This window comes from Aeromonas sp. Y293-4 (assembly GCF_027705905.1).
GTDB classification, from domain to species: domain Bacteria; phylum Pseudomonadota; class Gammaproteobacteria; order Enterobacterales; family Aeromonadaceae; genus Aeromonas; species Aeromonas veronii.
In genome coordinates this window covers 218,643-241,660 of the sequence record NZ_JAPDCI010000005.1, presented here as the reverse complement: position 1 = coordinate 241,660, position 23,018 = coordinate 218,643, and the positions used below count along the sequence as shown (strand labels likewise).

General features: G+C 58.3%; 19 protein-coding genes and 1 riboswitch. Of the genes, 13 read left to right on the top strand and 6 right to left on the bottom strand.

Going from position 1 to position 23,018, the window contains the following annotated elements; translation table 11 throughout:
* Positions 1 to 73: 73 nt before the first annotated feature.
* Both nhaD and OKC31_RS08335 read right to left on the bottom strand, forming a co-directional pair.
* A complete protein-coding gene (gene nhaD / locus OKC31_RS08340) occupies positions 74 to 1,498 on the bottom strand; it encodes a sodium:proton antiporter NhaD (protein ID WP_270656753.1) in 1,425 nt (474 codons plus the stop codon).
* 107 nt (positions 1,499 to 1,605) lie between these two features.
* Positions 1,606 to 2,073 (bottom strand): DUF4357 domain-containing protein, encoded by a 468-nt coding sequence (locus OKC31_RS08335; RefSeq protein ID WP_005333716.1) that lies wholly within the window; start codon positions 2,071 to 2,073, stop codon positions 1,606 to 1,608.
* 197 nt (positions 2,074 to 2,270) lie between these two features.
* Between OKC31_RS08335 and OKC31_RS08330 the strand changes: the two genes are divergently transcribed.
* From OKC31_RS08330 to OKC31_RS08310, 5 genes are all read left to right on the top strand, one after another.
* Positions 2,271 to 2,951 carry an ABC transporter ATP-binding protein gene (locus tag OKC31_RS08330; protein WP_270656750.1) on the top strand — a complete coding sequence of 227 codons (681 nt, stop codon included), beginning with the start codon at positions 2,271 to 2,273 and terminating at the stop codon, positions 2,949 to 2,951.
* A 30-nt stretch (positions 2,952 to 2,981) separates the two neighbouring features.
* Entirely contained in the window at positions 2,982 to 5,405 is a 2,424-nt protein-coding gene (locus OKC31_RS08325; RefSeq protein ID WP_270656749.1) for an ABC transporter permease, read from the top strand.
* 185 nt (positions 5,406 to 5,590) lie between these two features.
* A complete protein-coding gene (locus tag OKC31_RS08320; protein ID WP_270656765.1) occupies positions 5,591 to 6,643 on the top strand; it encodes a lipocalin-like domain-containing protein in 1,053 nt (350 codons plus the stop codon).
* A gap of 684 nt (positions 6,644 to 7,327) precedes the next feature.
* Positions 7,328 to 8,095, top strand: a complete 768-nt coding sequence (locus tag OKC31_RS08315) for an ATP-binding protein (RefSeq protein WP_245147897.1) — start codon at positions 7,328 to 7,330, stop codon at positions 8,093 to 8,095.
* A gap of 43 nt (positions 8,096 to 8,138) precedes the next feature.
* Positions 8,139 to 9,356 carry a DUF3644 domain-containing protein gene (locus tag OKC31_RS08310; protein WP_245094702.1) on the top strand — a complete coding sequence of 406 codons (1,218 nt, stop codon included), beginning with the start codon at positions 8,139 to 8,141 and terminating at the stop codon, positions 9,354 to 9,356.
* A 97-nt stretch (positions 9,357 to 9,453) separates the two neighbouring features.
* Here the strand turns inward: OKC31_RS08310 and OKC31_RS08305 are convergent, their stop codons facing one another.
* Positions 9,454 to 10,245, bottom strand: coding sequence for an alpha/beta fold hydrolase (locus tag OKC31_RS08305; protein ID WP_005333728.1), 792 nt, complete (start codon positions 10,243 to 10,245; stop codon positions 9,454 to 9,456).
* A 118-nt stretch (positions 10,246 to 10,363) separates the two neighbouring features.
* On the opposite strand from OKC31_RS08305, the gene OKC31_RS08300 reads away from it, so the two are divergent.
* The 3 genes from OKC31_RS08300 to OKC31_RS08290 are packed head-to-tail and all read left to right on the top strand — an operon-like array spanning position 10,364 to position 11,625.
* On the top strand, positions 10,364 to 10,747 hold the full coding sequence (locus tag OKC31_RS08300) for an MmcQ/YjbR family DNA-binding protein (RefSeq protein ID WP_118853699.1): 384 nt from the start codon (positions 10,364 to 10,366) through the stop codon (positions 10,745 to 10,747).
* Positions 10,744 to 11,232, top strand: coding sequence for a GNAT family N-acetyltransferase (locus tag OKC31_RS08295; protein ID WP_118853698.1), 489 nt, complete (start codon positions 10,744 to 10,746; stop codon positions 11,230 to 11,232). Before OKC31_RS08300 ends, OKC31_RS08295 begins: the two co-directional genes overlap by 4 nt.
* A gap of 57 nt (positions 11,233 to 11,289) precedes the next feature.
* Positions 11,290 to 11,625 (top strand): DUF3802 family protein, encoded by a 336-nt coding sequence (locus OKC31_RS08290; protein WP_005333735.1) that lies wholly within the window; start codon positions 11,290 to 11,292, stop codon positions 11,623 to 11,625.
* A 261-nt stretch (positions 11,626 to 11,886) separates the two neighbouring features.
* On the opposite strand, the gene msrA is transcribed toward OKC31_RS08290, so the two are convergent.
* Entirely contained in the window at positions 11,887 to 12,519 is a 633-nt protein-coding gene (gene msrA, locus OKC31_RS08285) for a peptide-methionine (S)-S-oxide reductase MsrA (RefSeq protein ID WP_005352745.1), read from the bottom strand.
* Positions 12,520 to 12,787: 268 nt separating this feature from the next.
* Between msrA and argA the strand changes: the two genes are divergently transcribed.
* Positions 12,788 to 14,116 carry an amino-acid N-acetyltransferase gene (gene argA, locus OKC31_RS08280; RefSeq protein WP_270656747.1) on the top strand — a complete coding sequence of 443 codons (1,329 nt, stop codon included), beginning with the start codon at positions 12,788 to 12,790 and terminating at the stop codon, positions 14,114 to 14,116.
* Positions 14,117 to 14,223: 107 nt separating this feature from the next.
* Positions 14,224 to 14,447: riboswitch (Lysine riboswitch) on the top strand.
* Between the two features lie 90 nt (positions 14,448 to 14,537).
* Positions 14,538 to 15,890 carry a lysine-sensitive aspartokinase 3 gene (lysC, locus tag OKC31_RS08275; protein WP_270656746.1) on the top strand — a complete coding sequence of 451 codons (1,353 nt, stop codon included), beginning with the start codon at positions 14,538 to 14,540 and terminating at the stop codon, positions 15,888 to 15,890.
* Between the two features lie 82 nt (positions 15,891 to 15,972).
* On the opposite strand, the gene OKC31_RS08270 is transcribed toward lysC, so the two are convergent.
* Positions 15,973 to 17,058 carry a hypothetical protein gene (locus OKC31_RS08270; RefSeq protein ID WP_107684959.1) on the bottom strand — a complete coding sequence of 362 codons (1,086 nt, stop codon included), beginning with the start codon at positions 17,056 to 17,058 and terminating at the stop codon, positions 15,973 to 15,975.
* Between the two features lie 255 nt (positions 17,059 to 17,313).
* Here OKC31_RS08270 and OKC31_RS08265 point away from each other — a divergent pair, with 255 nt between their 5' ends.
* A complete protein-coding gene (locus tag OKC31_RS08265; RefSeq protein WP_270656744.1) occupies positions 17,314 to 19,569 on the top strand; it encodes an LTA synthase family protein in 2,256 nt (751 codons plus the stop codon).
* 64 nt (positions 19,570 to 19,633) lie between these two features.
* Here the strand turns inward: OKC31_RS08265 and OKC31_RS08260 are convergent, their stop codons facing one another.
* On the bottom strand, positions 19,634 to 20,650 hold the full coding sequence (locus OKC31_RS08260; protein ID WP_270656742.1) for a S66 family peptidase: 1,017 nt from the start codon (positions 20,648 to 20,650) through the stop codon (positions 19,634 to 19,636).
* Positions 20,651 to 20,915: 265 nt separating this feature from the next.
* On the opposite strand from OKC31_RS08260, the gene OKC31_RS08255 reads away from it, so the two are divergent.
* Entirely contained in the window at positions 20,916 to 21,758 is an 843-nt protein-coding gene (locus tag OKC31_RS08255) for a patatin-like phospholipase family protein (protein ID WP_270656741.1), read from the top strand.
* Between the two features lie 200 nt (positions 21,759 to 21,958).
* The gene (gene asrA, locus OKC31_RS08250) at positions 21,959 to 23,017 is read left to right on the top strand and encodes an anaerobic sulfite reductase subunit AsrA (protein ID WP_257696711.1); all 1,059 of its coding nucleotides are present in this window, start codon (positions 21,959 to 21,961) and stop codon (positions 23,015 to 23,017) included.
* The last annotated feature ends 1 nt before the right edge of the window (position 23,018 follow it).

Sequence of the window (23,018 nt, the reverse complement as noted above, 5' to 3'; positions counted from 1 at the left end):
CCCTCCCTCCTGTCAGGAAAACGAAAGAGGCTTCCGTCAACGGAAGCCTCTTTTCGTACTGGTAGCCAGACGTTCAGAACTGGGCGCTGTTGAGCCAGAGGTGCGCCCCTATGCTCACCAGATAACCGAGCAAGATAGCCGGCAGCCACTTCAGGTGGCCAAAGAAGGTATACATGCCGTGGGCCTGTCCCATCAGGGCCACCCCGGCCGCAGAGCCGATGGAGAGCAGGCTGCCGCCCACCCCGGCGGTCAGGGTCACCAGCAGCCACTGCCCCAGCGCCATATCCGGGTTCATCGACAGCACGGCAAACATCACGGGAATGTTGTCGATGACGGAGGACAAGACCCCGATGAAGATGTTGGCCATGGTGGGGTCCCCAGCGTCATACAGCCAGTGTGACACCAGCTCCAGATACCCCATAAAGCCCAGCCCACCGACACACATCACCACCCCGTAGAAGAACAGCAGGGTATCCCACTCCGCCTTGGCCACCTTGTTGAACACGTCAAATGGCACCACAGAACCCAGACTGCGCAATCGCACCTCATCGCCATTGCGTTCATAGAGCGCACGCTTGCGGGCAAGGGAGCGCGGCAGCGACTTTCGCAGATAAAACCCGAAAAACTGCAGATAACCGAGCCCCAGCATCATGCCTAGCACGGGTGGCAGATGGAGGAAACTGTGGCATAGCACCGCCGTGATGATGGTCAGCAAGAACAGCGCGACGATGCGACGGGCACCCCGCTTGAGATCGACCACCTCGTTATCAGCCTCCGGCACATGACGCGGCACCATCAGGCTCATCAGGATGGCCGGGACCAGAAAATTGAGCAGAGAGGGAATAAGCAGGGTGAAGAACTGGCCAAATTGCACCTTGCCCGCCTGCCACACCATCAGGGTGGTGATATCGCCAAAGGGACTGAACGCCCCTCCGGCGTTGGCGGCGATCACTATGTTGATGCAGGCAAGATTGACAAAACGCCGATCACCGTTGGCCACCTTCAACACCACGGCGCACATCAAGAGCGCAGTGGTCAGGTTGTCTGCCACCGGCGAAATACAAAAAGCAAGCCCACCGGTCAACCAGAACAGGGTGCGCAAGTGAAAGCCGGATCGCACCAGCCAGGCGCGCAGGGTATCGAATAACCTGCGATCCTCCATGGCGTTGATATAGGTCATCGCCACCAGCAGGAACAGCATCAACTCGGCATATTCCAGCAAGGTATGGCGGAAGGCCTGCTCGGCGACAGGGCTCATCCCTTGCTGTGCATAGGCGATACCAATCAGGATCCAGATCACCCCGGCGGCCACCAGCACGGGTTTGGACTTGCGCAGTTGCAGATACTCTTCAGCCATCACCAGGGCGTAGGCCAACACAAACAATCCGACACAAAAAAGACCGATTGAGGAGGATGTCAACAGAACAGGGCCACTACTGGCATGGGCGGGAAGGATAAACAGGGACAGCAGCAAAATAACTGGGGTAAGCGCAGACATGGTCTCTTCCTTTTAGAACCATCTGGCAATGATGCTAACACCTGGATGAAAAGAAAAATTCATCCAGGTCAATTAACGCTTAATTGGTTTGCTGTCGAAACGCGGGATTATTTCTTGCCGAAACCCGACTGCTTGAGGGTATAGCCTGCGCTGTTCTGCCAGGCATCCAGACCGCTGCGGTTATTGCCCGCCACCAGACTGGCGGCCAGACTCGGGCTGTTGAACAGCTGATCGGCGGTAAAGACAAAGCCGCCCTGACTGCGGGGCACTATGACCCCCTTTTCCAGAAGCTCGTGACGCAGCTCGATCACCGCTTCACGCAAAGAGGCGGCATCCTCGCCATTGGCGGTGGAACCGGCCAGCACCATAAAGCCCGGATTTTGCCGCTTGCCCACCGGATAACCGTGGGCCTCGGCCCCCTTGCCGTTGAAGTGGTAGAGCTCGCGCTCCCCCGGCCGGTTGTCGGAGAGTGCCTTTTGCAGGGTCATCAGCTCGTTGTAGATCTCGATGGGGACGACGGCAGCCTGCTTGTTGCCCTTGCTATCGATGATAAAACTGACTTGCTTGTGTAACATCCTTGCTCATCCTGTGACCCATGGAAGCCCCTATTCTAACCACCTCGGGCAAGCGGGATCCAGCGAGGATCCACTGCTCTTTTGCCGCCTTGATCACTAACTGGCACTCTTGATCAACCGTAAGGGGTGTTGATCAATGCTGGCCGTGCTAGCGTACCAAGCATGATGAAAGCCATTGACCATCAAACGGTTATCCCATGCTGACCCTGCGCAACCTCTGCAAGAGCTTCGATAACGGCAGTGAACGACTGCCGCTGTTCCACCATCTCGATCTCGCCCTCCCCGCTGGCGAGATCACCCTGCTGCTGGGCCAAAGCGGCTGCGGCAAGTCCACCCTGCTCAATCTGATCGCCGGCCTGATTGCACCGGACGAAGGGGAAATCTGGCTGGGGGAGACCCGGATCGACACCCGCTCCCCCGACGAGCGGGCGCGCCTGCGGGGCCGCCATTTTGGCATCGTCTATCAGGATTTCAACCTGCTGCCGACCCTCAACGTGGCCGAGAATCTGGCCCTGCCGCTGGCCATCAACGCTCTGCCACCGGATGAGGTCAGGATTGACCAGTTGCTGCAACGGCTCGATATGAGCCACAAGCGCCATGCCTGGCCGGAGCAACTCTCCGGCGGTCAGCGACAGCGGGTGGCGCTGGCCCGCGCCCTTATCCATCAGCCCGGTTGGCTGCTCGCCGACGAGCCCACCGGCAGCCTCGATGAGCACAATGCCGAACAGGTGATGGCGTTGATGGTGGCGGCGGTACGCGATACCGGTGCTGGCTTGCTGCTGGTGAGCCACAACCCCGCCTATGCCGCCTTGGCCGACAGGGTGCTGCGCCTCGAAGGGGGGCAACTTATCGAGCTCAAGGGACCCCGCCATGACTAAACAGCGACTGCGTCTGTCGGGGGCACGCTGATGCTGCCACTCAAAGCGCTGCTGCGCCTCTATCGCAGTCACCCCTGGTTACTGCTGATGAGTCTGGCCGGGCTGGTATTGGGGGTCTCGCTGGTGGTGGCCATCGAGCTGCTCAATCACAGCGCCCGCACCAACTTTGTCGCCGCCCGCAGCCAGCTGGCAGGGGAAGCCAACTACCGGCTGGCCCCCGCTGGCGGGCTGGATGAACAGCTTTACGTGCAGTTGGTGACCAGCCAGCCCGCCCTTGATGCCATGCCCCAGCTCCATGGCTGGCTCAAGGATGAAGAGGGGCGCAGCTTTCAACTGCTGGGAATGGATCTCTTTAACCCCGGCCCCCTGCGCCAGCTGTTTGGCGCCCAACCCGCAAGCGAACCCGCCTTTTCCCTCAACCGAGCCGACAGCATCTGGCTGGCGGCCCCCGAGGCAGAGCGCCTTGGCTGGCAAGCGGGCCAGAGCCGCCGTTTTGTATTGGGCGGCAGCGATGGCGCCCGAACCCTGACCCTGACGCTGGCGGGCGCGTTTGAACCGGGCGCCGTACCCATGGAGCGGCTGCTGATAACCGATATCGGCCTCGCCCAACCGCTGCTGGATAAAGCGGGTCGGCTCGATCGCATCGTCTTCAAGCTAAGCGACGCCGAAGCTCGCACCCTGCAGGCCACCCTGCAAACCGATTACCCGAACCAGCCCTTGTGGCTTGAGCCCATCAGCCCGACGCTCGATGCCAGCCAGCTTGGCGATGCGCTGGCCCTTAACCTGACGGCGCTCTCATTGCTCGCCATGGCGGTGGGACTGTTTCTGGTGTTCAACGCCCAGCGATTTGTCCAGAGCGTGCGTCGCCCCCAGCTGGCCCAGTTGATCATTCTGGGGATGGGGCCGAGCCGGGTGCTGCGTTGGCTCATTCTGGAGCTACTTATTCTCGCCACGGTGGGCACCCTGCTAGGGGTGCTGCTCGGCAGCCTGTTGGCGCTGGCACTGATGGGACAGCTCACCCAGGCGCTGGCCGATCTCTATGGGCCCAACCCCATCGACCTGTTGCGCCTCTCCCCCGTGAGCCTGCTCAAGGCACTGTTGATCGGGCTGCTCGGCACGCTGGCCGCCAACCTGCCCAGCTGGTGGCAACTGCTGCGCCAATCCCCCCTCGAACTGCGCGCGGGAAGCAGCCGCCCCCCCGCTCATCCGTGGCGACGGCGCGTGCTGGCCATCGCCATCTTGCTGCTGTGCGCTCTGTGCCTGTGGCTGCCGCAAACGGGTCTGACCGGCGCCCTCTTTATCGCCGGAGGCTGGCTGCTGGCCATGGCGCTCTGGCTGCCCGATGCCCTGCGCGGCCTGCTTGGCTGGCTGAGAAGACGTGCGGGCGGCCCCCTTACCGCCCGGCTCGGGGTGGCCGAGACCCTTTATCACCTCGATCGCACCGCCATCGCGGTGATGGCGTTGCAGCTGGCCATAGCGGCAGCCATCGGCATCGGAGTCATGGTGTCGAGCTTTCGCTCAAGCGTGGAGATCTGGCTCGGCCAGCGTCTGGCCGCCGATCTCTATGTCACCGCCCCCAAGGGGGTGGCGGGCAACAAGGGCACTTTAAGCGACACAACCCTTAAGACCCTGCTCGCCAATCCGCTGGTGAGCGCCGCCTCGCGCCGCTCGGTGCATCCAGCCCGCTGGCAGGGGCAGCCCATCGAGTGGGCGCAGATGGATTTTATCCCCCAGCTTAAAGCGGCCTATCCGCTGCTGGCCGGACGCTGGCCCACCCGTCCCGACGAGGTGCTGGCAAGCGAACCGCTGACGGTACGCCTCGGGGTCAAGGTGGGACAGACCCTTGAGGTGAGCGGCGAGCAGGGGCCAAGGCAGTTCACCGTCACCGGTGTCTATCAGGACTACGGCAGCGACAAGGGGCAGACCCTGCATGCCTTCGAGGCGGGAGCAGTGCAATCCCTCGCACTCTTTAGCAACGACCCCGAGCAGCTGGCCGACCGCCTGCGCGAGCGCTTTGGTGAGCAGCTCAATCTGCTCTCCGCCCCCGCCATTCACAGCGCGGCGCTCAAGGTGTTTGACCAGACCTTTGTAGTAACCGAGCTATTGAAACTGCTGATCCTCGGCATCGCCTTTGTCGGCATCGGTTCGGCCTTTATGGTGCTGGGGCTGGCACGCCGTGGCGAGCTACAGACCTTGCAGAGTCTGGGCTTGAGCCCCCGCCACTGCCGCCAGCTGCTGGTGTGGCAAGGGGCGGGATTGGGGCTGCTCACCGCCCTGCTGGCCCTGCCGGTGGGGTATGGCCTCGCCTGGGTGCTGATCGAGGTGGTCAATCCCCGCGCCTTTGGCTGGCGCCTCGCCTTCGAGGCCGCCCCCCTTCATGCAGTCACCGCCCTGTTGCTGGCACCGGTATGTGGGGCATTGGCATCCTGGTATGCGGCAAGGAGAGTGGTATGACATATCGGTTAGCGCACTGGCTCAGCCATAGCTTGAAGCTCCCATTAACCACGTCCCTCTCTCCGCCCTTTCTTCAGCGCAGAGAAGATCACAGTGCGGCATTGAACCATCCCCTCTCCCTTTGGGAGAGGGCAAAGGTGAGGGGAAGCTTGTCCTCCTTACGGCCCCGCTGGCTCACCGCCCTCTTGCTCCCTCTGATTGCCATAAGCGGCAGCGCGCAGGCCAGCGATCTGGGCGCCCTGCTCGGCGGCGGCAACGACAACTTTAAAAAGGTGCTGCCGGGGCAAACTATCCAATTGCCGGAGGATCACGCCGCCCACCCCGATTACCGCTCCGAGTGGTGGTATCTCACCGGCAACCTCAAGGATGATCAGGGGCGCGAATATGGCATGCAGTGGACCCTGTTTCGCCAAGGGATCGAACAAGCACTCCGCACCAGCAACCCTTGGCTAACCCCCCAGCTCTGGCTGGCCCAATTTGCCATCACGGACCTCGATCGTGGTAGCCACCAGCAAGATGAACGGGCCAGTCGGCAGGGGCCGAGGCTGGCGGGGGCCAGCGGCGGTCAATATTGGCTCAGGGAGTGGCGGCTTGCCTCGCAAGGGGCCGCGCTGTTCCCCGCCACCCTCAAGGTGCAGAGCAAGATTGGCGAACTGAACCTCACCGTCACTGCCGCCAAGCCGCTGGTGCTGCAAGGCAAGGCCGGTTACAGCGAGAAGAGCCCGGGCAACGCCTCCTTTTACTACTCCTACCCGCGCCTCACTCTTCGCGGCACCCTGACTCGCGATGGCGAGACCCGCACCGTCACCGGACAAGGGTGGTTTGATCACGAGTGGAGCAGCTCGGTATTGGCCGAGTGGCAATCGGGCTGGGACTGGTTTTCCCTGCAACTGGCCGATGGCCGCGAGCTGATGCTGTTTCGCCTGCGCACCAAATCGGGCCGCGCTAATCCCGAAAACCAGCCTGAGAACCGCTACGGCATTTTGATTGAGCGGGACGGCAGCAGCCGGGTGCTCGCCCCCGACGCGATTCGCCTTACGCCGGGCAACACCTGGCGCGGCCCCAAGGGGCAGGATTACCCCGTCGAGTGGCAATTAAGCGCCGCCGGAATGAGCCTCACCATCAAAGCCCGTCAGCCCAATCAGGCCATGACAGGTCGCTTTGACTACTGGGAGGGCGCGGTCTCTGTCTCGGGGGATGCCAAGGGGGTCGGCTATCTGGAGATGACCGGCTACTGAACCCCCTCGACAAACGTGGCCGGTCTGATCGATGACCTAAAAACAAATCGCCCTGATAACAGGGCATCACAGTGATTTTGCCCAGCCCCCCCTGTCACTTGGCATCAGTCGTCAAGAATGCCTTATCTGTTTATTTATCAAACACCCTCACCCACTCAACCCGCAGCCAACTTGGCTCAAGGCTGATCCTAGTCAAAAAACCTTTCAAAATCCGAGCGATAACTAACTTTTCACTCACTTAAATTGGTCGGCGTTTGATATCTTGCCCATGCGGCACCCGCAGCCCCAAAAGCAGCCGAGGTAAGCCGATGTTTGATCAACATCCAATCTGTTTAAAAGCGGCACTCGGGGAGCTGTAACCCCGTGCGGTAGCTATCTCGCTTATCACTATCACTTATGTCTAAGTAGCAAATTCAAGCTACACCACCGCTGAGCCTTGCCATATAAGGAGCTCCAGTCATATAGAAGTTCGGTTGAAAACAATAATAACCAGACCATGACTGACTTTTTACTGACTGTGCAAGATCGGCTTTCCACAATTAAGCTCAGCTATTCACATACTAATTATTAATATTCATTTTTCAACTCAAACATTTTAATCGCCGTTATAAGTAAACGCCAACCAAGCATTGAATACAATTTACTTTTCATCACATTTATCTGGTTGCAAATTGAGGTGTAAAATTGCTAATTAATAAAAATTGGAGCCTTCAAACCACATTTGAGATAGTAAATGAAAAATATTATCCAGGTGGTATGCAAAGCGGCCCTCAACGAAATAGATTGATAGAAACTTGGGGACAACTGGTTGGTAAATCAAGGGCATTGAGTGAGCTTGATTATTTAATCACTGAATATGGCTCAATCAATAAAATGTCCAAGTCCGTACGGATGTCCTCAAGGACTATAAAAAATTTGAGATCCTTATTTGAGTTACTACCTGATGAGTTTGAAAGTTCAACCCAATCTAAAATTCATAGATTTCGTGAAGGTAAGCATTGCGGATTAGAAGAAGACTTACGCAATGAATTTAAAGAGATAAAGGGCCAAAACCCAACCAAGTCAATTCAGAACATCGTCGATGAGTATATACTGGCATTTCTCAATAGTTCGGGTGGTAGTATTTTTTGGGGAATCAAAGATGATGGCGTCGTAAAATGTATAAAGTTAGATAATCGACTAAAAGATGAAATAAACAAAGCCATTAACCTTAAAATAAACACCATTGAACCATCAATTGACCCCACTAGAATAAATATAATTTTTCATGATGTTACCGGCGTAGATTGTGGTTATGTTCTTGAAGTGCGCATACCTAAATCAAACTTATCTGGCTTACATTTCAACTCATCTGGTAATACTTGGGTAAGGGTTAATGGATGTAAGCAAAAACTACAAGGTGTTGCATTACAAGATTATATTATTCAAAGATTACAGAATGACATTAAATAGACATATCAATGTTTTGAAAAATTTCTAATACCGGAGTATGTAAATGACTAGAGAAGATAAACGGATATTATTATTGGAATTTTTCAGAGAAAGAGAAGAAAATCATGAGTCTTTTTCAGTTACACAAGCGGCAGCTGCAACAGGTTACAATGCTAAAAGCATAATCAAATATATAAATGAAAAATTGAAGGGCCAGTTTATTTTCAAGTTTGACAGTAATAATTTCATTTCTAAAGGCCTGACCAAGATATCAAACAATGACTTTATTAGACTTATGTCCCAAAGTACCTCTTCAAAAGAGATAACGCCCCAGGAAAGAATGTACCAGCAACTAATCAAGAGGAGTTTAGATGCATTCATTCTTGCTTTAGAAGTTTATAATAGGCCTAGTCTGTGCAATCGAGTTGAAGCATTCACTATTTTAATGGTCAATGCATGGGAGCTTTTTTTAAAGGCTGAAATATTAGATGTATTAGGTGAAGATAAAGTTTTTTACAAAAATGGAAAAAGCATATCAATATCCGACGCACTTCCTCTGAGAATTCAAAATAGTGACCCTGTAAAGAAAAACATCGAGACATTAATTTTATTACGAGACCAAGCAACTCACTTACTCATTCCAGAATTGCAACCTCAACTTTCAAGGTTATTTCAATCTAATGTATTAAATTATCAAGAAAGATATAAAAATCAAATGGGAAATTCCCCTCTTGCAGGGCAAAGTGTTGGAATGCTTAGTTTGGTTTTAGATGGCCCTATACCTGAAATAGGTATTATTAAAGAGAACTATGGGACATTAACAGCAACAGAGGTTGAAAAATTCATCAATGCCTTTGAAAGTACGAATAGAGAACTCAATTCAGACAAATTCTCTATCAACATAGAATACAAACTTGCCCTCGTCAAAAACCCAAATAAATCCGACCTAACATTAAGCTGTGGAGATCAAGGACAGAAAGCAATAATAATAACCCAAGCAAAAGATCTAAACGATACACACCCATACTTCACCGATGATGCAATATTGGCTATAAACACTAAACAGAAAACTAACAAAATAAATAGGCATTCCTTTCAAGCAATTGTTTTTAAACATAAGATAAAACAAAACACGAACTCTGAAATGTACAACTTTACTGATCGAGCAAGATATTCAGAGAAATTCATAACATGGGTAGTAAAAAACATCACGGAGCATAAAAACTGGTTGCAGATAGCATTGGATGAATATAATAAAAATAGGAAAGGTAAAAATAAATAAGCGTATAAATTGAACTATGCTCTCCACTGCCAGTGATTAACTGGCAGTAGTTTTTTTACTATTATACAGACGTCAAAAAAACTGAATGGATAACTGATTACTTCCTCCCGCCCCCCAGCGATTGAATAAATGCCAGGGTACGGCGATTAAACTGCTCCGGCTGCTCCACATTGCAGACATGGCCGCACTGTTCGATCACCGCTAATGAGGAGCTGGCATCGCGGGCTACCTGTTCGCGCACCGGTGCCAGAAACATATGATCCTCCTCCCCCATCACATAGAGGGTGGGAATGGGCAGGGAGCGTTCACGAAAGTAGCGCATCAGCGGGTTGACCTCGGTGGCGAGGCGGAACCAGCGTTTGAACTCTTTCTGGCAGAGCTTGCGGGCCTCGCGCACAAAGAGGTTGCGCGACTCCTGATGGTGCTGGCGCGGCATAATGATGAAGGCAAACAGCCGGTAGAGCCACATATAGGGCAGGAAGTGCTGGCCGAGTCGGCCCAGTTGCACCAGCACCCGCGAGCGGATATCGAGCCGCAAAATGGCGCCCCCCAGTACCATGCTTTTCACCCGCTCCGGGCAGAGCTCGGCCAGATGGCGAATCAGGATGGTGCCAAGGGAGATGCCGACAAAGTGGGCGCGGCGGATATCGAGATGATCGAGCAGCCGAACGATATCTTCGGTCACTTCCCGAAAGCTGTAGTGGCCCTTGACCACCTGTTGCAGCTGGTGAGACTGGCCGTGGCCGCGCAAGTCCAGCAGCAGCACATTGAAGTGCTCGCGATAGGCGCGCAGCTGCTTGAACCAGATGGAGGAGCTGCCACCGGCGCCATGGACAAACACCACCCAATCCCGCTCGGGACCCAGTTCGAAAGTCTTGTGATACAACATCCAATAGGCTCCCTTGGTGATGGGGGGTATACTCGGCTGCGCGCATATTAACAGAACAGCCCCGCCGATAGATATGCGCCTGACATGACCCGGATCACCCCTTGCGCGAGAACCCACCATGGATTTGACCCGTTTGCGCCACTTTCTGCTGACCCTGCCGGGCGCCACCGAAGATACCCCGTTTGGCCCGGAGATCCTGGTCTACCGCATCGCGGGCAAGATGTTTGCGCTGGTGGATTGGCAGGCCGAGCCGCTCACCATCAACCTCAAGTGCGAGCCCGAGCTGGCGTTGCTGCTGCGCGAGATCCACCCCGAGGTCAAACCAGGCTGGCATATGAACAAGCAACACTGGAACACAGTGACCCTGAACAGCACCTTGCCAGATGATCTGTGGCAGGGCTGGGTGCACCACTCCTATGAGCGTGTTGTCGCGGGTCTGCCCAAAGCCAAACGGCCACAGGCGCCGCGCACCCTCCCCCCTACTGACGGCCAGACCTTATGACGCCAGCACTTAGTCCAGCACTTTGCATTGTCCCCCTTGGCGAGACACATATCCCCGCCCTCGTGAGCCTGTTTGAGCAGGCGGTGCGACGCAGCGGCCCCGAGCACTACAGCGCCGAGCAGGTGGAGCAGTGGGCCCTCGGTTCACAACATCCGGGCTTTGTCAGCCAGCTGCGCGAGCACCACGGCTGGGTGGCGGAGCAGGCAAATGTGCCCCTCGGGTTTGTCACTCTGAGCCCCGATGGCCACCTCAGTCTGCTCTATGTCAGCGCCGACCATCAGCGCCAGGGACTGGGCAATCTGCTGCTCACCACGGCGCTCGCGGGGGCCAGAGGGCTCGGTATTACACTCATCACCACCGAGGCCAGCGCCTTCAGTTATGAGCTATTTTTACGACATGGCTTTACGTTGACCGGGCTGGAGTGCGTGGAGCGGGGCGGAGTCAGTTTTACTCGCCATCGCCTGCACTGCTGCTTGCCAAGCTAGGGCAAGCCACTAAAATACGCTTAATTTTCGTATTGTTACTGTATTGAGGCAGCAACCATGGTGGTAGAAAGTGAAGGCTATATCTCGCTGATCGAGTATCTGGTGGAGAGTTTGGGATTGTTTGAATCCCAGCAGCAGAATGATGGTGAAGAGACCATCGAAGATCTGGTCAGTGGCCGTGTTGCCAGCAACCTGATGGCCATTTGCGAGCAGAACCCCCAGCTCGATCCCAAGGTACGTTTCGCCATCATGCAGGAGGCCGACGCCGTGGTCGCCGATCTGGAAGAGGTACTCTCCGCCGTCTGGCTGCGCGCCCCGACCCCGGAACAGAAAACCTTCCTCATCGAGTTTATCGATCTCATCAAGAACCTGTTCGACAGCGCCATCGGCTGATCTGCCGTCCGGTTTTCCCGCCCAACGCAAGATTTCAGAACAGCAGATAAGGAAAAGGGCCGCCTTGGTGGGCAGCCCTGCTTGCTATCATTTTCAACCCGCCAGTGCGTTCATTCATCAGGCGGTTATCAAGGCAAGAAATGTGTCTGGACTTTGCATCCGATCCCTGGACGCTACCTAGTTAGTCCCGACTGGTCGCAATAAGTTCCCTCCTCCGACCATTTATTTTCACTTTTATTAAAAAATCGACTACAAACCTGTTCAGCGGTTCAGGCTGGGCGGCAAACAGACTCCAATGCCACCCAATCCGCAGTAACCATCCGGATTTTTCTCCAGATATTGCTGATGGTAATCCTCGGCGTAATAGAAGGGTGCCAGCGGCAGAATGCGGGTGGTGATGGCACGACTGTCGCCGCTTGCCGCCATCGCCTGCTGATAGGCCGCCATGCTCTGCTGGGCAATGATCTGCTGGCTCTCGTCGCCATAGAAGATCACCGAGCGATACTGGGTGCCAATGTCCCCGCCCTGACGCATCCCCTGCGCCGGATCGTGCTGCTCCCAGAACAATCTGAGCAGATCGCCGTAGCTGATCACCGCCGGATCAAACACCACCTGCACCGTCTCGGCATGTCCGGTCAGGCCGCTGCACACCTCTTTGTAGGTGGGATTCTGGGTCACACCGCCCTGATAACCTGCCGCGGTGGAGTAGACGCCCGGCTGCTGCCAGAACAGGCGCTCAACGCCCCAGAAACAGCCCATGCCAAACCACGCGATCTCCATGTTCTCGGGCCAGGGACCCTGGGTCGGGTTGCCATTCACCGCATGCTGCTGACCAATCACCATCGCTTCGCGTCGTCCCGGCAGGGCATCTGCCGGTGAAATAATCTGTTCCATGAATTCTGTCCTTGTATAAAACCCTGTGAAATCACATAGCTGACGAAAAGGAGCATCGAAGATAGCAGTTTATCGCGCCGGATCAACCGGCGGGCCCCTCCCCGCTCGCTCCGGCGGCCGTCTGCACCGTCTGTCCCTCTTTCCCGATCCGCACGGCCAACCCGCCCCTCGTAGACCAGAAACGGCAAAAATCAATATTTAGTCTTGATTTGTGAATTAATTTTCATATATTGAGCCAATCGCTGTTTTTTTATGGAAGAAATATCAAGTGCGTGAACGCGAACCCAGTCTGGTCAATGCCTTCCGGCAATCCACCCCCTATGTCAATGTGCATCGGGGGGCCACCTTTGTGCTGATGATGGGGGGAGAAGCCATCTGCCACCCCAACTTCGCCAATATCGTCAGCGATATCGCCCTGCTGCAGACACTGGGCATACGCCTGGTGCTGGTGTTTGGTTCACGTCCGCAAAACGATGAAGCGCTGGCCCGCGCCGGTATCGAGGCCCAGTATCACAAGCGGATCCGGGTCACCGATGACGAGAGTTTTACCATCATCAAACAGGTGTGTGGCGGCCTGCAATACGACATCACCGCCCAGCTCTCCATGGGGCTCGCGAACACACCAATGCAGGGAGCGCGGATCAGCGTGGTGAGCGGTAACTTCGTCACCGCCCAGCCGCTGGGGGTGGATGATGGCATCGACTTTTGCCACAGCGGCCGGGTGCGCCGCATCGACGTGGAGGGGATCACCCGCCAGCTCGACCAGAAAAGTCTGGTGCTCATCTCCCCCATCGGCTGCTCGGTCACCGGCGAGAGCTTTAACCTGAGCTCGGAAGAGGTGGCCCGCCGGGTGGCGGTCGAGCTCAAGGCGGACAAGCTCATCTGCTTTAGCAGCACCCAGGGGGTGATGGACAGGCGCGGCGAAGCCATCTCCGAACTCTTCCCCGAGCAGGCCGAAGAGCTGCTGGTGGAGCTGGAGCAGGCGGGCGAAGAGATGTCTGGCACCGCCCGCTATCTGCGTGCGGCCATTGCCTCCTGCCGTGGCGGGGTGCCCCGCTCCCATCTGGTGAGCTATCAGGATGATGGCGCCATGCTGCAGGAGCTGTTCAGCCGTGACGGCCTCGGCACCCAGATCGTGCGGGAAAGTGCCGAGCAGGCCCGCGCCGCCACCATCGAGGATATCGGTGGCATTCTGGATCTTATTCGCCCGCTGGAGGAGGAAGGCATTCTGGTGCGTCGCTCCCGCGAGCAGCTGGAGATGGAGATCGACAAGTTCACCATCATCGAGCGCGATGGCCTGATCATCGGCTGCGCGGCCCTCTACTGCTTTATGGAAGAGGCGATGGCGGAGATGGCCTGCGTTGCCATCCACCCCGACTATCGCAACTCCAACCGGGGGGATCAGCTGGTGGCCAAGGTGGCCGAGCGGGCCAAGCGGCTTGGCATTCGCCGCCTGTTCGTGCTCACCACCCGCTCCATCCACTGGTTCCGGGAGCGGGGCTTCGATCCGCTGGAAGTGGAAGATCTGCCGGTGGCACGCCAGCGTCTCTACAACTGGCAGCGCCGTTCCAAGGTTTTGTCAAAGACCATTGCCTAAGCCATTGATTCTGTGTTGAGTTAGCCGACAATTTGAACTTTTTCACAAACTCGATTGACAGTGCAATCCAACGCAGGGTATTTCTAAATGCACTCCACCGCCCTGGTGGAGCCAGAAGAGGAGCGCTGCCCAGGCAGCCCAGGGGAGGACGCCAGCGTCCGGTGAACTTGGGTCAGGGGGAGCAGCGCCGAGACGAGTGAGGAGACTGGTAACCTCAACGTCGGCTGCGGGGGCTGAATCCCCCGGGTTGTCATCGGTAGTGATCATCCCCCACCGCGCCCTGTCAGGGGCGGTACGGGATGGGCTCTGCAGGTGGAGTGCTTCTGGCCGGGATAGCTTCGTTCATTCCTGCCATTTTCAGCCTCCTCCTCTCTTTTTTGCCCGATGGAACCGGAATCTTAAAATAAGACAGGAGTAAGCAATGAGCCCGATCAATGTCGCCAAGTTTGGCGGAACCAGTGTCGCCAACTTCCCGGCCATGAATAACTGCGCCGACATCGTGCTGGCCAATCCCGCCACCCGGGTGGTGGTACTGAGCGCCAGTGCCGGTGTCACCAACCTGCTGGTCGCTCTGGCACAAGGGGAGCTGGACGAAGCGGGCCGCGACGAGCAGCTGGCCAAACTGGCCGGGATCCAGCAGGCCATTCTGGCCGATCTCGGCAGCCCCGTTGATGTGAGCGCCCTCATTCATGGCCAGCTGGACGAAATTCGCCTCATGGCCCAGCAAGCCCACCAGCATACCGATGCGGAGCTGGCCGACCGCCTCATCGCCTGCGGCGAGCTGATGTCTACCCGCCTCTTTACCGAGCTGCTGCGCCAGCGCGGCGTCAAGGCCCACTGGCAGGATGTGCGCCAGCTGATGCGCACCGACAGCCGCTTTGGCAAGGCCACCGTCGATCTGGCCACTACCCGTACCCTCTGCCAGCAGACGCTGGGCCCGCAGCTTGGCGACAGCCTCATCATCACCCAAGGCTTTATCGGTGCCGATGGCGATGGCCGCACCACCACGCTGGGGCGCGGCGGCTCTGACTACAGCGCAGCCCTCTTGGCCGAAGCGCTCGATGCCGCCAGTATCGAGATTTGGACCGATGTGCCCGGCATCTACACCACGGATCCGCGCCTCGTCACCCGCGCCCGTCCCATTCCCGAAATCAGCTTTGTCGAGGCGGCAGAGATGGCCACCTTCGGCGCCAAGGTGCTGCACCCCGCTACCCTGCAACCGGCGGTGCGCCAGAATATTCCGGTGTTTGTCGGCTCCGCCAAGGAGCCCGCCGCCGGTGGTACCTGGATCCGCGCCAGCACAGATTCAAACCCGCTGTTTCGCGCCGTCGCCCTGCGCCGCCAGCAGGTGCTGGTGACTCTGCACAGCCTCAACATGTTCCACGCCTACGGCTTTCTGGCCGAAGTGTTCGGCATTCTGGCCCGTCACCGCATCTCGGTCGACCTCATCACCACGTCGGAGGTGAGCGTATCGCTGACGCTGGATCACACCGGCAGCCAGAGCAACGGCGAACCGATCCTGAGCGACAAGGTACTGGCCGAGCTGGGGCAGCTCTGCAAGGTGGAGGTGGAAACCGGTCTGGCACTGGTGGCGCTCATCGGCAACCGGATGAGCGAAGTGAACGGGGTGGGCAGTCAGGTCTTTGACGCCCTGCGCGAGCACAACATCCGGATGATCTGCTACGGCGCCAGCGCCCACAACCTCTGCTTCCTGGTCAAGGAGAGCGAGGCGGGCAATATCGTCAACCGCCTCCATCAGGAGTTGCTGGACTGACCCTCACCGCGAGGCAATTCCGGCCATGCAACAGGGCGCCAACACGGCGCCCTGTTCATTTGTACTCCGCAAAGGTATTGGCTCAGGCAAGGCTGGTGGCTGGCAACTGACAGGCGACGGCTTCCCGGCGCAGCTGCTGCAAGCGGGCCAGCAGCCCGGTCTGGCCGAGCTCCGTCTCCTGAGGCGAGAGATTGTCCACCAGCAGCGAATAGTGATCCGTCACCGCCTGCATCAGCCAGTCGAGGCGACGCAGGGTGAGCGGGCCGCAGCTCTGGCCGCTCAGATCATCGGCCACATCGAGCCGGTGGCTGCGATACATGTCCCGCCACCAGTTGGCGACCAGCGCCTCGTCGCTCGCCAGCGCGGCGCTCCACTCCCCTTGCAGGGCATGCAGGCGGGCCAGCACGGGCGCGCTGGCCCCTTCACGGATCAGGTGGTGGATCTCCCGTTTGACCCATTTCAGACAAAGCTCGCGCCAGTAGCGAAATTGCGGCAGAGGATCGGCCTCATCGAGCCAAAGCCCCGAGAGGGTGCGGGTCTCCAACCGCTCCGGCACATGGAACTGCGGGTCGACCAGACCGTTGGAGTTGTATTCAAAGCGGGGATCGAAGGTCCACATATAGCCAAAGTCGAACACGCAGATCTGCTCGCCGTCATCGAGCAGGTTGCCCGGGCTCGGGTCCCAGTCAAACCAGCCCCAGCGGGCCAGCTCCCCCTGCACCTCCAGCATCTGGGCCAGATTGCGCTCGTTGAGCTGATGGACCGGCACACCCCGCAACCAAGGGGAAACCAGCACACCGGCCCGCGCCGAGCCGAAGCTGGTGCAGACCACGTGGGAGAGGACGGTAGGGTGCAGCTCGCGCAGCGCCTCGATTTCGCGCCGCCGCTCCAGCTCGGTCAGAAAGGCGGTCTTGCCATCGAGGTTGGCCACCAGTGAATCCTGACGGCGCCGCTTGAGGCACCAGTGATGCCCCTCCACCTTGAGGTGAAACACCTCGGCGGTGAGACCGTGGCGATAGACCTTGACCACAGCCGGATGGCTATCCTTCAGCTTGACCAGTTGGGCCAGCGGCAGCGGGCAGTCGCGCTCGCGTCCGATCCGGATCTCTTCCTTGCTCTCCAGCATGCGCAGCAATCTGGCCTGACGTGCCATCACTTTGGGATTCATACATGTACCTCCAGTCGCTATCGAGAGACTAAACAGCAGATCCCTCCCAAGCCAGTGGCAAAACCCCATGATGACGCTTTCATCACATATTCCGAACAACCCCTCGATCGGGATCACAATTTGCAAGGTTGAGCTGTAACCAAATATTCATTAAGTGGTCATTAAATTGACAAGCTGAAACAAGGCCCGCACCATCGGGTCAAACTCTATGCGGATGAACGATCTCTCCCTCACTCGCTCAAAGGATGAGCTTATATGAATCGCCCCTCCTCAGGCCGCCCCCGCGTCCTGAGTCTTCCCTCTCTGCTGCTTGCCCTGCTGGGCGGATTGCTGCTGCTGACCCTGTTATTGCCGCTGCTCAATCCCGGCAACTGGCTGGGCCGCGCCCAACCGCTGGTGTTGGGGCCCGCCGACAACCCGCTGGCCACCCTCACCCGCCACGCCCTGCTCTATAAAAGCGACAGCCGCGGCCTCTATCTGGTGGTACGGAGCCAGTGGCAGTTGCGAGGGCCGCTGCAAGCGGGGGATAAGGTGCGAGTGGAGCTGCTCAACGACAAGGGAGAGCGGATCGACCAGCTCAGTCAAGCGGTGGATAAGCGTCAGGTGTGCCGCAATAACCGCTGCTCGCTGGATCTCAACAGCACCTTGCGCGCACCGGACGATGCGCTGGCCAGCCGTTATCAGCTGCGCATCGGTCTGCTGCTCAAAGATCGCCCCGAGAGCGGCGACTTCAGCCAGATCCTGCAAACCCTGCCGGAGCAGGGCTTCAACCTCACCTATCTGGTGGTGAGCCTGACCCTGGTACTGCCCCTGAGCGCCGCCGTGCTCAAGACGGTGCTGCCAAAGCTGCGCCGCAACCTGCGCTGGCGGATCATCGGCAGCCTGCTGCTCGGCAACCTCACCTTCGTGCTGCTGCACGGCTTCGTGGTGTTCAAGCTGGGGGAGTTTCTGCTCTGGTCAGGCTTTCGGCCGGAGCACTACTATCTGGCCTGGGGCAGCATGGTGCTGGGCTGGAGCCTCTGCGCGCTGGCGGGCTTCAACCTCTATATGGGGCTGGTCTTTACCGCGCTTTCGGGCATCGGCCTGCTCGCCAACTTTATGAAGATCGCCATCTACGGCGTGCCGCTCGGCGGGGACGATTTTGGCAACCTGCTGGCGCTGCTGCGGATCCTGCTCGACCAGCACCCCATCCTGCCCATCTTCACCGTGTTGCTGGCACTGTTTCTCTGCTGGCGCTTTGCCCTGTCACGCTGGGTGCTGCGCACAGCCGCTGCCACCGTCGCCTTCTTTGCCCTGTGCGTCTTTGCCACCCAGACTGGCAACAAGCTGCTGGGAGCCAACATTCGCTACGTGGATCGCGCGGTCAACTACCACAGGGACATCATCCGCTCCGGCCCCGGCCTCTATCTGTTCAATCTGGTGGACGAGATGCTGCAAAGCGGCAGCGTGTTTCGCTACCCCTTGCAGATCAACGAGCTGACCCCGCAGCTGAGCTATCCGCCTCAAGGCATAGCGCCGCGCTGGGATCTGGTGATCGTGCTGCAATATGAGTCGCTCTGGCTCGACTGGAAGGGGCGGATCTGCGCCCTGGCTCCCACCCTCTCCCTGCCCGCCAGCGTGCAGCAGTGGCAAAAAACCATCCACTCCCCCACCACCGGCGGCATGACGGTACTGGCGGAGTTCGAGATGAACACCGGCCTGCCGGTGGGCTTGCTCAAGCAGGGTGTGGTGCCCTACTACTACCTTTCGCAGCAGGTGCCGGGGCTGGCCCAGAGCGCCAGACAGAGCGGCTACCAGACCCTGTTCGCCCACCCCTATGTGGAAAAATTCTGGGGCCGCGCCAAGGCGATCCCGGCGCTCGGCTATGAGGAGCGCTGGTTCGACACCCGCTTCACCACCCTTGAGCACAAGGGACTCTATATCTCCGATGATGCGCTCATCGACCACCTGCTCAAGCGCAGCGAACAGGATGACAAACCGCTGTTTGCCTATGCGGTCACCATGCAGGGGCACGGCCCCTTCGATGGCCCCCGCTATCAGGGGCAGGAGCGCAGCGGCGCCTGCCCGAACCAGAGCGAGAGCGACACCCAGCTGCTCAACACCTATTACACCGGGGTGGTGGATGCCATGGCCTCGCTGGAGCGGCTGCTCAAGACCCTCGACCAGTCGGGCAAGCGCTATCTGGTGGTGGCCTTTGGCGATCACCAGCCGTTTTTGATGTCCGCCGGCAAGGGGATTCACGGTGACAAACCGGCGCGCGATGCCACCTATCAGATCCCCATGATGGCCTTCACCCGCGCAGATGATCCCCTCAATCTGGCGACCCAGTTTGCGCCGGTGCGCCAGCTCTACCAGATGGGTCAGGCCACCCGCCAGCTGCTGGCGGGGGATATCACCCCCATCGAAGAGAAACCCCTGCTCCATCCGGTGCTGGGAGAAGAGAAAGGATTCGACCCATCAAGCCTGGTGCCGCAGATCCGCGCCAGCTTCCGGCCCGATGCCCTGCCCTGATCACGCCCCACAAAAACAGACAAGGCCGCATCCGCGGCCTTGTTGTTGGACATTCATTTAGCACTCATTCTGCTCGCCACCAGGGCTCAAGTAGCGTGAGCTGCTGGCGGTCGAGATCGAGCGCCACCTCGATACCCAGCGGCAACGTCAGCATGGGGTGGGTATGGGCGCAGTCAAACTCCGCCAGAATGGGGAAAGTTGGCTCCCCCACCACCTCCAGCAGGATATCGAGGGGGCGCTTGCCGCTACCCTGATCGTTGAACAACTCGTGCTTGCCGAGGATAAGCGCGCCGATCCTATCAAAGACCCCGCACAGCTTGAGATGGGCAAAGGATCGCTCCACCGTCTCGGCAGATTTCAGGCTGTCCTCCAGCAGCAAAATGTCGCCGTGCTCGATGACGGGCATATAGGGGGAGCCCCAGCTCCCCGCCATGGTGTTGAGGTTGCCGCCGATCAGTCGCCCCACTACCCGGCCAGAGCCCACCGAGATCAGCCGATTGGGCTGGCACTGCTTGGCCCGGGTCTGGTTCTCCCAGTCCAGCCGTTCATCGCTCCACTTTACCGGGGTGGGCAACGTGCAGGGGACGCCAGCTTCATCGGCCAATGCAATCTGTAAAAAACTGGCCAGTGTCTCATCCACCAGCGGCGGCAACTCGCCAAAGGAGCCCACCAGCGCCGGGCCATAAAAGGTAACCAGGCCAGTTTGGGCATGGATGCCGAGCAGCAGCGCCGTCACATCGGAGTAGCCGACGATGATCTTGGGATCGCGCCTCAGCGCCTCAAAATCGAGGTAGGGCAGCAGGGAGTTGGAGTTGCTGCCGCCAATCACCGACATGATGCAGCGTACTTCGGGGTCGCGAATAAGGGCATTGAGCTCTTCAGCCCGCGCGGCGATGGAGCCGGAGCGCCAGTGATCCTGCTGGCCGGTGAGGCTGCCCGCCTTGAGCCTAAAGCCCTGCCCCTCAAGAAAGGCTTTTGCGCGGGCAAAACGGTTGGGTGCCCAGGCGGTCGCCGCGCTGGAGGAGGAGAAAAAAGCGATGGTATCGCCACGTCGGAGCAGCGGGGGAACCAATAACGTCATGACACACTCATCCTTGCCAATATCCAGCCATCACAGAGTCGTTGAGACTCCTACACAACCCCTTTGATCACAACGGGTTTATCACTGTTGTTTAGAAATACAAAACACTTGATTCATTATTAACAGATATTCTAAACACCATCCCCTTCCTAGAATGACCTCATTGCGATGGCCAACCCCGGTTGGTTGTCAGAATGGTCGGCCTGACAGCCCGGACGTTCTCTTTCCCACTTTTTCTCTCTGACTTATCAATGAGGTGCCTGTCATGAACAAAAACGCATCCCCCAGCGCATTGGTTGTAGAAGGCGGTGCCATGCGCGGCATATTTGCCAGCGGCGTGCTGGATGCGTTTATCGAGCATGACTATCGCCCCTTTGACTTCGCCATCGGTGTCTCGGCGGGGGCCACCAACTTGCTGGCTTATCTCGCCAGCCAGCATGGTCGCAGCCACGAGATCCTGACCAAACTGGCGTGCAGCCAGCAGTTTATGGATCCCCTGCGTTTTGCCAAGGGGGGCAATCTGGTGGATATCCACTGGCTGTGGAACACCAGCTGTCGCAAGTATCCCCTCGACATTCACGCCTACCGGGAGACCGGCATCCCCTTCTATGCGGTGGTGACCAATACCCTGACCGGCAAGGCGGAGTACATCCGGGTCAAGCCGGAAAACATGAACGAGGTGCTGCCCGCCAGCTGCGCCATTCCCCTCGCCTCCCACGAATACCCGGAGGTGCACGGGGTGCCGATGACAGATGGCGGGGTGGCCGACTCCATCCCGGTGATCGAGGCCTACCGCCGCGGTGCCCGTCACCTGACGGTGATCCTCTCCGAGCCCCTTGGCTATCGGCTCAAGCCGATGCCCTTCCCCTGGATGATCCGCACCCTGCTCAAGACCCGCCCCGCGCTGGCACAGGCGCTGGAGCAGCGGGATCGCAGCTACAACGAGGCGCTCGATTTTATCGCCAATCCGCCGGATGACTGCCAGATCGAGGTGATCGCTCCGGCCGACTACTTCCCCGTCTCCCGTTTCACCCGCGATATCAACAAGCTGGAGATGGGATACATGATGGGCAAGTGCGCAGGCTATCAGGCCGCCCTGCTCAATTGATAAGGGTTTTACAGGCATGACCCGACCTGCCGCGACGCACGCGCCGCCAACACAATAACAATCGGGTCAGTTGAGCAACATGAGTCATAAAAACAGACCGTGGCGAGGCAAGCGCGGCCAGAACCGGTGCCAGACACCCTGACTAGCCCGCTCCTCATCCCTATGCCAGGGCATCTCACCCTCATACAAGGTGTTTATTTATGTCGTTTCTTCTCACCCATCCCGCGCTGGGGCAGCTGTTCGAGCGGCTGCTGCCCGATTACCGGATCATGGCGCCCGCGGCCGAATATCGGGGCGGCCGCTTCTCCGACACCGACAACGTCACCTACCACAGCATCCGCCATCCGGCCGAGCTGGTGTGGCAGGAGAAGTCCCACTTCTCCCCGAAAGAGGTGGTGCTCCCCATCACCCAGACCCTGTTCCACTTCGACAATCTGGAGCTGCGCGAATCAAAGGTGGAGGCCAAGCCCACCCTGCTGTTCTTGCGCAGCTGTGATATCCACGCTCTGCGCAGGCTGGATCAGGTCTACCTGAAAAACGGCCAGAACAGCGACGTCTACTACGCCAGACTGCGCAGCAAGCTCAAGCTGGTACTGCTGGAGTGCCGCGAGAGCTTCGAGAACTGCTTCTGCGTCTCCATGGGCAGCAACGAGACCCGGGACTACGCCGCCGCCATTCGTCTGAGCGATGAGGGTGCCCGTATTGAGGTGAAGGATCCCGAGCTGCTCGGCTACTTTGCCGAACTGGGTGAATCCGACGACTTCACCCCGGAATTTGTCCAGAGCAACCCGGTCAAAGTACGCACTCCAGACAGCGTCTGTGACGACCCCCAGCGGATCCGCCAGATCCTCACGGCCCATCCGGTCTGGGCCGAGTACGACAGCCGCTGCATCGGTTGCGGCCGCTGTACCACCTCCTGCCCGACCTGCAGCTGCTACAGCGTGCATGACCTCACCTATGCGGAGAACCCCAAGCAGGGCGAGCGCCGTCGCCAATGGGCCAGCTGCATGGTGGATGGCTTCAGCGACATGGCAGGTGGCCACGGTTTTCGCGCCAAACATGGCGAGCGCCTGCGTTATCGCGCCCTGCACAAGGTCAACGATTACAAGGCCCGTCAGGGAGAGGAGCACATGTGCGTCGGCTGTGGCCGCTGCGACGATCGTTGCCCTCACTACATCTCCTTTAGCAACATCATCAACAAAATGACCGATGTGGTCGAACAGACCATCGCAGCCGACAACGCGCAGGGGGCGAACTGAT

Bases quoted from the DNA above. Each gene is read 5' to 3' on its own strand.
- OKC31_RS08270 (WP_107684959.1), bottom strand. From the start codon at position 17,058: ATGAATCCCAAAGTGATGGCACGTCAGGCCAGATTGCTGCGCATGCTG.
- lysC (WP_270656746.1), top strand. From the start codon at position 14,538: ATGAGCCCGATCAATGTCGCCAAGTTTGGCGGAACCAGTGTCGCCAAC.
- OKC31_RS08335 (WP_005333716.1), bottom strand. From the start codon at position 2,073: ATGTTACACAAGCAAGTCAGTTTTATCATCGATAGCAAGGGCAACAAG.
- OKC31_RS08265 (WP_270656744.1), top strand. From the start codon at position 17,314: ATGAATCGCCCCTCCTCAGGCCGCCCCCGCGTCCTGAGTCTTCCCTCT.
- OKC31_RS08290 (WP_005333735.1), top strand. From the start codon at position 11,290: ATGGTGGTAGAAAGTGAAGGCTATATCTCGCTGATCGAGTATCTGGTG.
- OKC31_RS08260 (WP_270656742.1), bottom strand. From the start codon at position 20,650: ATGACGTTATTGGTTCCCCCGCTGCTCCGACGTGGCGATACCATCGCT.
- OKC31_RS08300 (WP_118853699.1), top strand. From the start codon at position 10,364: ATGGATTTGACCCGTTTGCGCCACTTTCTGCTGACCCTGCCGGGCGCC.
- OKC31_RS08295 (WP_118853698.1), top strand. From the start codon at position 10,744: ATGACGCCAGCACTTAGTCCAGCACTTTGCATTGTCCCCCTTGGCGAG.
- OKC31_RS08255 (WP_270656741.1), top strand. From the start codon at position 20,916: ATGAACAAAAACGCATCCCCCAGCGCATTGGTTGTAGAAGGCGGTGCC.
- OKC31_RS08305 (WP_005333728.1), bottom strand. From the start codon at position 10,245: ATGTTGTATCACAAGACTTTCGAACTGGGTCCCGAGCGGGATTGGGTG.
- OKC31_RS08325 (WP_270656749.1), top strand. From the start codon at position 2,982: ATGCTGCCACTCAAAGCGCTGCTGCGCCTCTATCGCAGTCACCCCTGG.
- OKC31_RS08310 (WP_245094702.1), top strand. From the start codon at position 8,139: ATGACTAGAGAAGATAAACGGATATTATTATTGGAATTTTTCAGAGAA.
- nhaD (WP_270656753.1), bottom strand. From the start codon at position 1,498: ATGTCTGCGCTTACCCCAGTTATTTTGCTGCTGTCCCTGTTTATCCTT.
- asrA (WP_257696711.1), top strand. From the start codon at position 21,959: ATGTCGTTTCTTCTCACCCATCCCGCGCTGGGGCAGCTGTTCGAGCGG.
- OKC31_RS08330 (WP_270656750.1), top strand. From the start codon at position 2,271: ATGCTGACCCTGCGCAACCTCTGCAAGAGCTTCGATAACGGCAGTGAA.
- msrA (WP_005352745.1), bottom strand. From the start codon at position 12,519: ATGGAACAGATTATTTCACCGGCAGATGCCCTGCCGGGACGACGCGAA.